A 13,426-nucleotide genomic window follows, 5' to 3' on the forward strand; every position below is an offset into this window, starting at 1 on the left:
CATGTCCTTCCTCGTCACACCCGGCCGGCGCCGGCCCCGCCGGAGCACCGCTCCCGAGGCCGGAAAGCCACCGTCCGGTACCCGCTCCGGCAACGAGTCCGGGCCGAGCCCGCACCGGTCCGCCTTCCGGCCCGACATCGAGGGCCTGCGCGCGGTAGCCGTCCTCGCCGTGCTCGCCTTCCACGCCGGTCTTCCCTGGGCGACCGGCGGTTTCGTCGGCGTGGACGTCTTCTTCGTCATCTCCGGCTACCTCATCACCGGCCTGCTGGTCCGCGAGGCGGTCACCACCGGCCGGATCCGGCTCGGCGACTTCTTCTCCCGGCGGGCCCGGCGGCTGCTGCCCTCCGCCGCCGTGGTGCTCGCCGCGGTGGCCATCGCCGGAGCCTGGCTGACCGTACCGCTGCGCCGCGCCGACATGGAGTACGACGTCGTCGCGGCCGCCCTGTCCTTCGCCAACTGGCGGTTCGTGTCGCAGCGGACCGACTACCTCGCCGCCGGGCACGACCAGAGCCCGCTGCTGCACTTCTGGTCCCTCGCGGTCGAGGAGCAGTTCTACCTGTTCTGGGCCCCGCTCCTGGCGGTACTGGTGCTGTGCGCGGCCCGGGCGGTACGCCGGGGCCGGGCCGTACGGCTCGTCGTGGTGCTGGCCGCCGCCCCGCTCAGCCTGGTCTCGTTCGCGCTGGCGGTGCACTGGACCGGGCACTCGGTCTCGCTCGCGTACCTCGGAACTCCTTCGCGGGTCTGGCAGTTCGGGGTCGGGGCGCTGCTCGCCCTGCTGCCCTGGCACCTGATGCGCGGTCCGCGCCCGCTGCGGCTGCTGTGCGGCTGGGCCGGGGCCGCGGCGATCGGCTGGTGCGTCGTGTCGTACGATGCCACGACCCCGTACCCCGGTCGTGCGGCGCTCGTGCCGACCCTGGCGACCGCCGCCGTGATCCTCGCCGCGATACCCGGCCGGGGCGAGCGGCACACGCCGGGCACGTGGGACGTGGGGCGGCTGCTGGCGGGGCGGGCGCCCCGGGCCGTCGGGCGGCTCTCCTACAACCTGTACCTGTGGCACTGGCCGGTGCTCGTCCTCGCCGAGGCCCGGCTCGGCACGCTCGGCTGGCCCGCGAAGACCGCGCTGACGCTGGCGGCCGTAGTGCCCGCCCTGGCCACGATGCGCTGGGTCGAGCAGCCGCTGCGCCGCAGCCGTACGGTCTCCGAACTCCCCCGCCGCGGGCTGTCGGTGGGCGTGTCGGCGATCGTGCTGCCGGTGGTCCTCGCGCTGGTGGTGGGTACGACGACGCTGCGCGTGCTGGGCCCGGCCGGCCCGGTCGACATCCAGGGGCTGCCCCCGGGCGCCGCCTCGGGCCCCACCCTGCTCGCCCGCACGGCCGGTACGCCGCTCGTCGACGGGCCGGTGATGCCGAGTCCCGCGCAGGCGCGCGGGGACTTCCCGCCGGACGGGGCCTGCGAGGTCGCCCCGGCCGAGACGCGCAGCCCGGACTGCCTGTTCGGCGCGGTGGACAGCCCGCAGCTCGGGCGGGCGTACCGGGAGTGCGACACCTGGCGCGCGGACTCCCTGGAGCGGCTGCGGCAGCAGCCGAAGCCGCGCCTCATCGTGATCGCCTCGCTCAACCGGTACACCGACGACGCGAAGCTGCTCGCCGAGGCCTGGGAGAGGACACTGACGCCGTTGCGCGCCCTGGGGGCGCCGATCGTCTACGTCGAGGACACACCGGTACCCGGCAGGGATATCCCGGCGTGCGTGTCCGGCAGTCCCGCATCCCCCGCCGACTGCGCGTTCAGCCGCGCGGACGCCCAGCTGCCCGACCCGCTGGCGCGGTGGATCGCCTCCGGTGCACTGCCCGGCGTACGGAGCGTCGGCGTGAACCAGGTCCTGTGCCCGGGCGACGGGCCGACCTGCCCGGCCGTGCTCGACCGGATCCTGCTCTACCGGGACGCCGCCCACCTGACCAACGTGGCGGCCGTGGTCCTGACCGACCGGCTGGAGCGGCTGCTGACGGAGGGAGGGCTGCTGCCCTCGGCGGGTGGAGCGGGACCGGCACCAGTGACACCCGCGCCGGGTACGGACGGGTGGACGCGGCTGCTGCGCGACGACTTCGACGGCCCGGCGGGCACCCCTCCGTCCGCCGCCGACTGGATCCATGACACCGGCACCTGCTACCCGGGCTGCCCCGCGCCGCAGTGGGGCACCGGCGAGATCGAGACGATGACCGACTCGACCGAGAACGTCCGGCTCGACGGGAAGGGCGCGCTGGAGATCGTGCCCACCCGCGAGGACGGGCGGTGGAGTTCGGGGCGGATCGAGACGCGGCGCTCCGACTTCGCGCCCCCGCCCGGCGGGGTCCTGCGGATCGAGGCGTCGATCGCCCTGCCGGACGTGACCGGGGAGAAGGCTGCCGGGTACTGGCCGGCCTTCTGGACCCTGGGGGCACCGCTGCGCGACGGGTACACGGGGTGGCCGGGTGTCGGGGAGCTCGACGTCATGGAGTCCGTGAACGGGCGGGACACCGTCTTCGGCACGATGCACTGCGGCGTCCTGGACGGCGGCCCGTGCCAGGAGCCCGCCGGCCTGACCTCCGGTCCGCAGCCGTGCGCCGGCTGCCGTACGGCGTTCCACTCGTACGCCGTCGAGGTGGATCTCGCGCCCGGCGCGCAGGAGGTGCGCTGGTATCTGGACGGGCGCGTGTACCACCGGGTGACCGCGGACCGGATGGATCCCGGAACGTGGCAATCGGCCGTGGACCACGGGCTGTTCCTGATCCTCAACGTGGCGGTCGGCGGCAGTCTGCCGCTCGCCGACGGCGCGAACGCGGGTCCGGCCACCGAGCCGGGCCATGCGATGCGGGTGGACCACGTCACCGTGTCGGTCCGGGACCGGAACCGGTAGCGGGGTAGAGGTACAGACCTGTGGCGGAAGCCAGCGCCCCGTCACCGGGCCGGAAACGGTCCGGTGACGGGGCGCGCCGTACGGGTCCCGACGCGGGATCAGAACGAGAAGACGGCGTTGCCGCCCAGGGTCGCGGACATCACGCAGCTGTTGGAGAAGGTGTGCTTCCACGCGACGCGGCTGCCCTTCCACACACCGTCGGCGGTGACGGTGACCGGGGCGTAGTGCATCGGGCAGGCGCGGTCCGGGTTCGGCGAGGCCAGCAGGCGGTCCAGCGCTCCGCCGGTCGCGTTGAGGGCGGCGCAGGCGGCCTTCGGGTCCGGGTGGGTACCCTGCGCGGTCGGTGCGCAGCTGAGGGTGGAGGCCCGGACGACGGTGGACGTGGCGGCGTCGTCGCCCTGCGCGACGGCGAACACCAGGGCGGACGGGGCGTACAGGCTGGAGGGTTGGGCGGCCGCCATTCCGGAGGTGCCGGCCAGACAGAGGAGCGTGGCGGCGGAGGCGGCTGCGATGCGGTGGCGCACGACAAAACTCTCTTTCGATTCAAAGGTTGAACGCGACATTTGGTTTCGATATCGCGCCGTTGCGGGATCAGACTGTCTGACGTGAAGCCAAGTCGCACATCGATCACCGATTTACGGACAGAGCATCCGCATACCGGCGAACGAATGGTCGTTCGGGCAGCTCACGGGGGACGCGCCCACCCGGTCGCCGCACCCCGTCACCGGTCGCGCCGTCCGTGACGTGCAGCCCCACCCCTCCCTGACCTGCTGCCGGCCGCGCACGGTTCACCCGACGGCCACTCAGCTTGACCGGATATGCACGCTCGAACCCCCGAGGGCACCACACGCCACCGACCCAACTCCGCGACGTCCCGATAAAATTAGGTAAGCCTTACCTAAAGATGCCCTACGATGCCAGCATGAAGAAGATCATCCGCATGCTGACGGCGGTGGCGACCGGTCTGGTCCTCGCCGCACCCGGCACGCTCACCACGCCCGCCGCGGCCGCGACCGCGGCCGCCCCGGCCGGCGTCTCCAGACTCGAACTCCCGCGACCCACCGGCGGCTTCGCCGTGGGCCGCGACACCCTCCACCTGGTGGACCGGGAGCGCAAGGACCCCTGGGTACCCACGGCCGACCGGGAATTACTCCTGTCGCTCTACTACCCGGCGCTCGCACGGACCGGAAATCCCGCTCCCTACATGAGCGCTCCCGAGGCCAAGGCCCTGCTCACCGACCGGGGGCAGCTCGGCGAGTACGTCACCCCGGAACGCGTCGCGGCCACCCGGACGAACGCCCGGACGGACGCACTCCCCCGGCCCGCCGCGAACCGCTACCCGCTGATCGTGCTCTCCCCCGGCTTCACCATGCCGCGCTCCTCGCTGACCACCCTGGCGGAGGACCTCGCCAGCCGCGGGTACGTCGTCGCGGCGGTGGACCACGCGTACGAGTCGGACGGCACCGAATTCCCCGGCGGCCGGATGCTCACCTGCAAGGCGTGCGAGCAGGTGTTCCCGGACGGGTCGCTGAACCGGGTCTCCGACGGCCGGGCCCGTGACATCCCGTTCCTCCTGGACCGGCTGACCGGCCCGCACCCGGCGTGGCGGTACTCCTGGCTGATCGATCCCCGGCACATCGGCATGGCCGGACACTCGATCGGCGGGGCCGCCGCATCGGCCACCATGGCCGTGGACCCGCGCGTGGACGCCGGGGTCAACATGGACGGCACCTTCTTCACGCCCGTGCCCGAGGCCGGTCTCGGCGGACGTCCCTTCCTGATGCTCGCGGGTGACCCCGCCCTGCTGCCGCCCGACTTCCCCGACACCTCCTGGGAGGACACCTGGCCCCGGCTGGACGGCTGGAAGCGCTGGCTGACCGTCACGGGGGCCGGACATCCCGGTTTCACCGACTGGCCCGTACTGGGCGACCAGGTCGGGTACCCGCACCCGGAGACACCGCTGTCGGGCACCCGCTCCGGGCAGATCACCCGGGCGTACGTCGGCGACTTCTTCGACCTGCACCTGCGCGGGAAGCCGGCGCCGCGCCTGGACGGTCCGACGGCGGCCGACCCGGAGGTCGTGTTCCACCGCAGCTGACGCCCTGCACGGGGGTGCCCGCCCGTCCCGGCGGGTGCCCCCGTTTCCGCGCCGCCCCAAGTCGAACGAAGTCGAAGCGAGCCGGACCGAGTCGAACCGAGGATTCCACGCGGATGCCGAACACCTCCGAGGGCGGCGCTCCCGCCCATGGCCTGAGCGGTGTGGCCATGACCCTGCTGACCCCCCTCTACGGTCGGGCCCGCGCGGCCGAGCTCCTCCCGGGCACCGCGTTCCGCGACCCGGCGGCCGCCTCCGTACTGGCCTCGACCGGATATCGCGCGCCCGAGGTGCTGACCGACCGGAGCAATGCGCTCGGCTCGGTCCACCGGGCCATCGTCTTCGACGAGTTGACCGCCGCCTTCTGCCGGGAACACCCCGACGCGGTGGTCGTCTCGGCGGGTATCGGCCTCGACACCCGCGCCGAGCGGCTCGCGGGTGCCCTGCCCGCCTCCGTCACCTGGCTCGGCGTCGACGTGCCCGAGGTCGTACGGCTGCGGGCGGAGCTGCTGCCGGGGGACCGCTCCCGCGTGTTCGCCGCTTCCCTCACCGAGCCCGGCTGGGCGGATCAGCTGCTCCCGTTCGCCGGGGAGCGGCGCAGCGTGCTGGTCCTGGCCGAGGGCGTCCTGATGTACCTGGACCCGGTCGGCCTGCGGTCCTTCCTGGCCTCCTGCCGGTCCGCGTTTCCCGCCGCCGAGCTGGTGGCGGACTTCTTCCACCCGAAGATCGCGCTCAGCGGGCGACACCCCATCGTCAAGGCCACGGGTGCGCAGTTCCGTTCCGGGGTCCGGGGCGGCCGCGGGCTCGCCGCAGTGGCGCCCGGCTGGGAGTGGATCGGCGACCGCCGGGTGATGGAGCGCATCAGCGTCGGCCACCGCGCGGCCGCGGGCCTGTTCCGCCTGCTGACGCTCGGCGCCCCGCCCTACGCGGCGGCCCGCCTGCGCGCCACGCCGTAGCGCACAGGCGGCGCGGTTGGGCGCCGCCGGGGTGTGGTGCCGGCCACCTGATGCTAGGGGTGACCCGCCTGGCGATCCCCGCCGGATCGTCAAGCTCGAGGGGACCGCCGTCGACTGATCGGAGCGGCGTGGTGCTCCTGGCGCACGGCTCATGCGGCCAGGGTCCTGGACCACCGACGACACCCGGTGGCCGCCACCGATGGTTACGCCTTCACACGGCGCGAACCGGCTCAGGTCGCCACTCACATGACGGGGCGGTTGGCGGACGCGTACTCGTCAGCAATGTTGAAGACGCTGGCACAGCCAGGGCATTCCGCCCGGCCGAAGAGGCAGACGATCCCTTCGGCGAGACGGTCTTGCCCATCGCGGACGGCAATCGCATGCATCCATCCGCCGATTCCGGAGAGGTCCTCGGGGGACGCCGGTCTCAGATCCCGTCGGTCCACATCACCCCGGTGCCAGTCCCTGATCGCCGAATAGCACCCGTAGCCGCCGATGGCGATCGTCACCTCCGCAGCACAGTGAGGGCAGGTGATCACGTAGAAGTCGTCCGAGAAATCCCCCATGACCGCGCTCCAGTGATACTGCTCCTCCACCGCGAGCAAGTCGAGGTACGTCGTGAGGTAGTCGGCAGGCCGCGACCGCAGGTGCCGGCCCAGCAGCTCACGGAGCTCCGCGATGGGAGCGGCACACTCGGCGAGCAGATCGTCGCAGCCGTGCCCTCCTGCCGCACACCGCATGATCGCCCCGGCCAGTCCACGCGCCCGGCCGTTCCGCGCCGCAAGACGCACCAGGCGCGGCAGCGCGGCGAAGCTGGCGGGGAACACCAACTCGCGCTCGAGGAGCAAGAGGTGGCCCAGCTCGTCCCACGCCTCCGCGTCGTTGTCGCGCTCGACCCGGTCCAGGAGTTCGGGGACGCGATGAACGCCCCCCCGGCAGTCGTACATTCGTTCCCAGTTCACCACGTGAGCATTCAACCGCCACGAGGCGAGCGGCCACGACTTGGTCGCCATCAAACACGACCGTCCGACGGGCCCGGGCAAGGCGTTCACTGATGGCGGTCAGCGTGCGGGGTGCCACACGCCGAACCACTGCTCGGCGCCGAATTCCTCGAACCTCTCCACCTCGGTGAAGCCCAGCTTCGCCGCGAGGCGCAGCGCGCGGTCGTTGGCGGTCTGGGTGCAGAGGACCACCGGCTCGCCCGGATGCGTGTCGGCGAACCGGTCGAGAGCCGCCGTGCACGCCTCGGCGGCGTAGCCGTGACCCCACGCCTCCGGGAGGAACATGTAGCCGAGTTCGGCCTCCCCGGCCTCCGGGCGGACATGCCCCGGGCGCTCCGCGGCGCGCCGATCGAGCGTGACCATGCCGATCATCGCTCCGTCGACGGCGACCACGAAGAGGCTGGGGCGCCGCCCGGGCACCTCGGGGGCGGCGCGCTCGAGCTCGGCACGCGGTCGGGCGCCGCCTGTGTAGGTGCCCACCTCCGGCGATGCGAACAGCTCGATGAACGCCGCACGGTCCCGGGCCTCGGACCCGCGCAGCACGAGCCGTTCGGTCCGGATCGGGGCGGGTGGCCGGGCGTCGGGCACGAGTTCGGTCATGGTGGGCAACCTATCGCAGGCCTGTGCGGATGATCCGGGGGGGCGAGGCCGATTCATCCTTCAACAGTCTTATGAACCGGCCTGGTTGGGGTGCACTGGCCACGCCCCGGGAATCCCACAACTATGGCCGCATATCTCCCCTCGCACCCTCGCTATTAGGTTAGGCTTACCTAAGAGTGGGGGTGCAGGGATGCAGGACAACGCGCAAGACCAAGCGCAGCAGGACGAATGGGCCGACGACGTACTGGCCTGGATGAGCTCCCAGGAGGAGATGGACCGGGCGCTGCGCGACGCACTGCGCCGCACGCCCAGTCAGCGGGAGGAGACGATCGCCCGGATGGCGGACGCCCTCCGCGGCGCGGCCCAGGGACTGACCATCCCCGGGTGCGCGGCGGCGGCCGGTGTTCCCGAGCGCATCCTGTGCGAGTGGCTGGAGATCGACGCCAGCTTCGCCACGGCGCTCCGCGCCGCGCACGCACTGGCCGAGGCGCACGGGCTGAGACCGGGGGCGGCGCCCACCCCGGCCGCGTTACAGCTGATGCTGAACGCGATCCGCAAAGGGGCCGCCTGGCCGGCCGCGGCAACGCTCGTGGGTATTTCCGTGCGCGGGTTCAACCGCCTGCGCGCCGAGGCGCCCCCCGTGGGCGCACTGATCGCGGCGGCCCAGCGGGCGCGCTCGATGCAGACCGGTGCGGGCCGGCGGCGCAGGCCCCCCAAGGCGGCGAGCCGCCGGGTCGGGTACCGGATCGTACAGCTCGACGACCCCCTCCTGTCCCCGGGCAGCCAACCGGACGACCCCTCGGGCGGGTTGGACGACCGCACCGCACGCCTGGACTGAGCGCCCGATCCCACGAGGAAGGAATTCCGGGGGGCTCCGCTCACCCCTCCCCCGTGACACTTAGGTTAGGCTAAGCTAACTACGAGATGAGGTCGGGGCGTCCCCCGTCCCTCGTCGAGCTCCGCGCGCCCGTTCACCACCGGCGCTCCGCGCAGCGCCGGTGACAAGGAGATCCAGCCGTGGGCCCTGTGACCATCGCCCCCTATCCCATGCCGACCCAGGACCTCGTGCCGCGTTCCGTGGCGCCTTGGTCCGTCGACCCCGACCGGGCCGCCCTGCTGATACACAACATGCAGAACCATCTGCTCCGGCCCTTCCCCCGCGATCACCCACCCCTGGTGGACCTGATCGGCAACATCACCGACCTGCGCAGGTCCGCACGGCGGCTCGGCCTCCCGGTCGTCTTCAGCGTCGTACCGGCGGGCGAGCGCCCCGAACAGCGGGGTCTCGCGGCCGAGATGGAGAGCGAACCGGTGGCGGCGGACCGCGACGTGTCGATCACCGAGGAACTGTCCCCGCGCCGGGGAGAGCACCTGATCACCAACGCGCGGCACAACGCCTTCCTGCGCAGCCACCTGGAGCGCATCCTGCGCACCACGGGCCGGGACCAGCTGATCCTGTGCGGCATCTTCGCCCACGCCGGGGTGCTGCTCACCGCGGCGGACGCGTTCATGAACGACATCCAGCCATTCGTCGTCGCCGACGCCGTGGCGGACACCTCCGCGGAGGAGCACGCGCTCGCCCTGCGCTGGACGGCCGCAGGGGGCGCCGTCGTACACACCACCTCGACCCTCATCGACGAACTGGAAGCCTGAATGACGACCGCACACCCCACCCCGTGAACGGACGGGCGGCGCCGCGGGCGCGCACACTCATCGAGGCCCTGCCATGGCTGGAGCGGTTCCAAGGACGCACGGTCGTGGTCAAGTTCGGCGGCAACGCCATGGTGAACGAGGAGCTCAAGGCGGCCTTCGCCCAGGACGTGGTCTCCCTGCGCTACGCGGGGCTCCGGCCGGTCGTCGTGCACGGCGGCGGCCCCCAGATCAGTGCGATGCTCGAGCAGCTCGCTCTGGAGGTCCGCTTCGCGGCGGGTCTGCGGGTGACGACCCCCGCCGTGATGGAGGTCGTCCGCATGGTGCTGGCCGGGCAGGTCCAACGGGACATCGTCGGACTGATCAACCGTCACGGAGCCTTCGCCGTGGGCATGACCGGAGAGGACGCCCGCACCCTGTCCGCCGTCCGGCGGCCGGCCGTGGTGGACGGCGCCGAGGTGGACATCGGCCTGGTGGGCGACATCGTGCACGTCGACCCCGACACCGTACGGGGGCTGCTGGAGCGCGGCCGCATCCCCGTGATCTCCCCCATCGCCCGGGGAGCCGACGACGACAACGTATACAACATCAACGCGGACCTGGCGGCCGCCGCCCTCGCCGAGGCGCTGGACGCCGAGAAGCTGGTGATGCTCACCGACGTCGCGGGCCTCTACGCGGACTGGCCGCACAGCACGGAGATCATCGACCGGCTCACCGCCGGTGAACTGGCGCGGCTGCTGCCCTCGATGGCAGGGGGCATGGTGCCCAAGATGGAGGGCTGCCTGCGTGCGGTGCGCTCCGGGGTACGGATGGCGCACGTACTGGACGGCAGGGTTCCGCACGCCCTGGTCCTGGAAGTCTTCGCCGACGAGCACACCGGCACCACGGTGGTGCCCGACGGTCCGCCGGACGGCCCGCCGGAGAGAGGGCAAGTGCCCCGCTGAACCGGGGGAGGGCCGACCTGCCCGGCCCTCCCCCACCCACTCCACCCCGGAGCCGATGCGGCTCCGGGGTCTTCGGCGTGCCCAACTCAGCTCACCACCAACCGGATTGGCGCGTATCGAGACGGCCGCGGTTCAACTTGACAGCTTCCGGCCCGTCAGAGATGTTAGGCCAGCCTTACCTAACCAAATAGGGTAGGACCGAGGAAGGATGGGCATGTCCGCACCGCACGCGAGCTCCACACCCGGGGACGCTCTCCCGGACATCAGGGACCTGGTGGGCATCGGCTTCGGGCCGGCCAACCTGGCCCTGGCGATAGCGATCCGGGAGCACAACGGCCGACGCGCCCCCGGCGAGGCGATCCGGGCCTCGTTCATCGAGCGCCAGGACGACTTCGGCTGGCACCAGGGCATGCTCCTCGAAGGAGCCACCATGCAGGTCTCCTTCCTGAAGGACCTGGTGACGATGCGCAATCCGGGAAGCTCCTTCAGCTTCCTGCACTACTTGCAGGACCGGGACCGGCTCGCCGACTTCATCAACCAGAAGTCCTTCTTCCCCACCCGCCTCGAATTCCACGACTACTTCCGCTGGTGCGCCGCCCCCTTCAGCGGGCTGGTCGACTACGCCACCGAGGCCGTCGAGGTCCGCCCGGCGGGTCCGCCCGGCGCCGCGGACCTGCTGGACGTCATCACCCGACCCACGTCCGGTACCGGGTCGCAGCGCGCCACCCGCACCCGCAACCTCGTACTGGGCACGGGGCTGCGCCCCCGCGTCCCCGACGGGATCAGCACCGGCCCGCACATCTGGCACAACCGCGACCTGCTGCACCGCGCCCCGGAACTGACGGCCCGTCCTCACCGCCGGTTCGTGGTCGTCGGCGCCGGACAGTCCGCCGCCGAGACCGCCGACCACCTGCACCGCACGTTCCCGGACGCCGAGGTCTGCGCCGTGTTCACCCGGTACGGGTACAGCCCGGCCGACGACAGCCCGTTCGCCAACCGGATCTTCGACCCGGCCGCCGTCGACGAGTTCTTCAGCGCCCCGGAGGAGGTCAAGCAGCAGCTCATCGGCTACCACGCCAACACCAACTACGCGGTGGTGGACGGCGAACTGATCGAGCAGCTGTACCGGACCGTCTACCAGGAGAAGGTCGCCGGCACCGAACGGCTGCGCATCCTGAACGCCACCGCCCTGGCCGCGGTGGAGGAACTGCCCGACGGGGCGCGGGCCGTGGTGCGTTCCCTCACCACGGGAGAGACCCTCGCCCTGGACTGCGACGCGGTGGTGCTGGCAACCGGATACCGGCCCACCGAGCCGGCCGAGCTGCTCGGCGACCTGGCCGGGGAGTGCCTCACGGACGGTCAGGGCAGGCTGCGGGTGGGCCGTGACCACCGGGTGGAGACCACCGACCGCGTCCGGGCCGGCATCTACGTCCAGGGCGCCGCCGCCGAGCACACCCACGGCATCACGGCCTCCCTGCTGTCCACGCTGGCCGTGCGTTCGGGCGAGATCTGCGACTCCCTGCTGCTGCGCGTCGCCGAGCGCGAGGTGCGGGCGGCACTGGCGACCAGGGCGGCGGCCGTCGCCGACGGCGTCCCCGCCCACCGGGGCTGAGCGGCAGTGCCGCGCACCGATACCCCGGCGGCGGCCGGGCCGGCCGGACTCACCGCGGCGCAGGCGCACGTCCTGGCGGCGCAGAGCGCGGACCCCGCGTACGCCGGCCACAACGTCGGCCAGTACATCGAGCTCGTGGGCCCGCTCGACACGGCGGCGCTCGACGAGGCCGTGCTGCGCACCCTCGACGAGGCTCCCTGGCTCCGCTCGCGGCTGATGACCCGGGGCGGCCTGCCGCGCCTGGACACCTCCGCGGCCGCCGACCCGGTGGGCGCCGCCGTCGGTCTGGTGCGCGGACAGCTCGCCTGCCCGCCCCGGTCCGAGCTGCTCACGTCCCCGGCCACCGGCCTCGCGCCCGGCCTCACCGGCGCGCTGCTCGTCACGGTCGGTCCCGAACACCACCTGCTGGTGCAGTACTTCCACCTGCTGGCGGTCGACGGGTACGGGGTGGCGCTGCTGAGCCGGCGGATCGCCGAGGTCTACACGGCCCTGGTGAACGGCAGACCGCCCGGCCCGACCCCCTTCGCGCCGGTCTCCGTACTGATCGACGCGGACCGCGCGTACACCGGCTCGGCGGCGCAGGCCGCGGACCGGCGGTACTGGACGGGGCGGTACGCCGACCGCCCCGCGCCCGCGTCACCCGCCGGGCGGGCGGCGCCGGCCCAGGACACCGCGCGGCGCCACACCGTGCACCTCGGCGCGTCGGACGGCGCGGCCGTCCGGGCCGCCGCCCGCTCCGCACGCGTCACCTGGGCCGAGGTCGTCCTCGCCGCGACCGCGGTGCGGGTGACCGCACAGGCGGGCGCTCGCGAGGCGGTCCTCGCCGTGTACGCGGCGGCCCGGACCGCCCCGGGGACGCTCCGGGTCCCGGCGACGGCGGTGAACGTCCTGCCGGTGCGGCTGCCGGTCCGGGGGGCGGACACCTTCCGGTCCCTGCTGCGCGGGGCGGCCGGCGAGCTGACGCTGCTCCGCCGCCACCAGCGGCTGCGCGGCGAGGAACTGGCACGCGAGGTGTGGCCGGAGTACGGGGGCGGCCGCGTCCCCGGGCCACTGGTCAACCTGCGGCCGTTCGAGACGGAGCTGGTCTTCGGCCCGATCCGCGGCCGGGTCGTCAGCCTCGCCTCGGGGCCGGTCGACGACCTGTCGGTGTCCGCAGCGGCCGACGCCGGAGGGCGGCTGCGCCTGGACTTCGACGCGAACCCGGCGCTCTACGAGGAGGCCGAACCGGCCCGGTTCGCCCGCCTGTTCACCGAGGACCTGGCGGCGCTCTGCCGCGCCCCCGACGTACCGGTCGCCTCCCTGGCGGCCTCCTCCCTCGTCCACCGCTGATCCCGTCCACCGCTGATCCCATCCACCACTGATCCCGTCCACCAATCGACCGTCCCGGTCACCACCCAAGGAGAGACACCATGGCCACCAACCCCTTCGAGGACGACGACGCCCGCTACTTCGTGCTGGTGAACGCCGAGAACCAGCACTCGCTCTGGCCCGCCTTCGCGGAGGTTCCCGCGGGCTGGACCGTCGTGCACGGCGAGGACAGCCGCGAGGGCTGCGCCGCGTACACGGAGACGCACTGGACCGACATGCGGCCCGCCAGCCTGGTGGCCAGGAGCTGACCCGGCCCCGTGGGGCCGCCCGGCCCCACGGTGTCACGCACGGGGCCGGACCGGAGCAC

The 13,426-nt window shown here is 72.9% G+C and carries 12 protein-coding genes; 9 read left to right on the forward strand and 3 right to left on the reverse strand.

Annotated features, from left to right (window positions below; genetic code table 11):
- Window position 1 precedes the first annotated feature (1 nt).
- Window positions 2-2,893, forward strand: coding sequence for an acyltransferase family protein (locus ACXNSR_RS01900; protein WP_458643534.1), 2,892 nt, complete (start codon window positions 2-4; stop codon window positions 2,891-2,893).
- A gap of 98 nt (window positions 2,894-2,991) precedes the next feature.
- On the opposite strand, the gene ACXNSR_RS01905 is transcribed toward ACXNSR_RS01900, so the two are convergent.
- Window positions 2,992-3,354: a subtilase-type protease inhibitor gene (locus tag ACXNSR_RS01905; RefSeq protein ID WP_458643535.1), complete on the reverse strand. Its 363-nt coding sequence runs from the start codon at window positions 3,352-3,354 to the stop codon at window positions 2,992-2,994.
- 461 nt (window positions 3,355-3,815) lie between these two features.
- Here ACXNSR_RS01905 and ACXNSR_RS01910 point away from each other — a divergent pair, with 461 nt between their 5' ends.
- Entirely contained in the window at window positions 3,816-4,991 is a 1,176-nt protein-coding gene (locus ACXNSR_RS01910) for an alpha/beta hydrolase family protein (protein ID WP_458640374.1), read from the forward strand.
- Window positions 4,992-5,104: 113 nt separating this feature from the next.
- A complete protein-coding gene (locus tag ACXNSR_RS01915) occupies window positions 5,105-5,944 on the forward strand; it encodes a class I SAM-dependent methyltransferase (protein WP_458640375.1) in 840 nt (279 codons plus the stop codon).
- A gap of 242 nt (window positions 5,945-6,186) precedes the next feature.
- Here the strand turns inward: ACXNSR_RS01915 and ACXNSR_RS01920 are convergent, their stop codons facing one another.
- Window positions 6,187-6,957 (reverse strand): hypothetical protein, encoded by a 771-nt coding sequence (locus ACXNSR_RS01920; protein WP_458640376.1) that lies wholly within the window; start codon window positions 6,955-6,957, stop codon window positions 6,187-6,189.
- A gap of 48 nt (window positions 6,958-7,005) precedes the next feature.
- Window positions 7,006-7,545 carry a GNAT family N-acetyltransferase gene (locus ACXNSR_RS01925; RefSeq protein WP_458640377.1) on the reverse strand — a complete coding sequence of 180 codons (540 nt, stop codon included), beginning with the start codon at window positions 7,543-7,545 and terminating at the stop codon, window positions 7,006-7,008.
- 190 nt (window positions 7,546-7,735) lie between these two features.
- Between ACXNSR_RS01925 and ACXNSR_RS01930 the strand changes: the two genes are divergently transcribed.
- From ACXNSR_RS01930 to ACXNSR_RS01955, 6 genes are all read left to right on the forward strand, one after another.
- Window positions 7,736-8,383, forward strand: coding sequence for a serine/threonine-protein kinase (locus ACXNSR_RS01930; RefSeq protein WP_458640378.1), 648 nt, complete (start codon window positions 7,736-7,738; stop codon window positions 8,381-8,383).
- A gap of 179 nt (window positions 8,384-8,562) precedes the next feature.
- Entirely contained in the window at window positions 8,563-9,198 is a 636-nt protein-coding gene (locus tag ACXNSR_RS01935) for an isochorismatase family protein (RefSeq protein ID WP_458640379.1), read from the forward strand.
- A 23-nt stretch (window positions 9,199-9,221) separates the two neighbouring features.
- Window positions 9,222-10,139 (forward strand): acetylglutamate kinase, encoded by a 918-nt coding sequence (argB, locus tag ACXNSR_RS01940; RefSeq protein ID WP_458640380.1) that lies wholly within the window; start codon window positions 9,222-9,224, stop codon window positions 10,137-10,139.
- Window positions 10,140-10,353: 214 nt separating this feature from the next.
- The gene (locus tag ACXNSR_RS01945) at window positions 10,354-11,751 is read left to right on the forward strand and encodes a lysine N(6)-hydroxylase/L-ornithine N(5)-oxygenase family protein (protein WP_458640381.1); all 1,398 of its coding nucleotides are present in this window, start codon (window positions 10,354-10,356) and stop codon (window positions 11,749-11,751) included.
- A gap of 6 nt (window positions 11,752-11,757) precedes the next feature.
- Entirely contained in the window at window positions 11,758-13,080 is a 1,323-nt protein-coding gene (locus ACXNSR_RS01950) for a condensation domain-containing protein (protein WP_458640382.1), read from the forward strand.
- 80 nt (window positions 13,081-13,160) lie between these two features.
- Window positions 13,161-13,367, forward strand: coding sequence for an MbtH family protein (locus ACXNSR_RS01955; protein ID WP_030386649.1), 207 nt, complete (start codon window positions 13,161-13,163; stop codon window positions 13,365-13,367).
- Window positions 13,368-13,426: the final 59 nt, after the last annotated feature.

The sequence above is a fragment of the Streptomyces sp. NC-S4 genome (genome assembly GCF_054353315.1).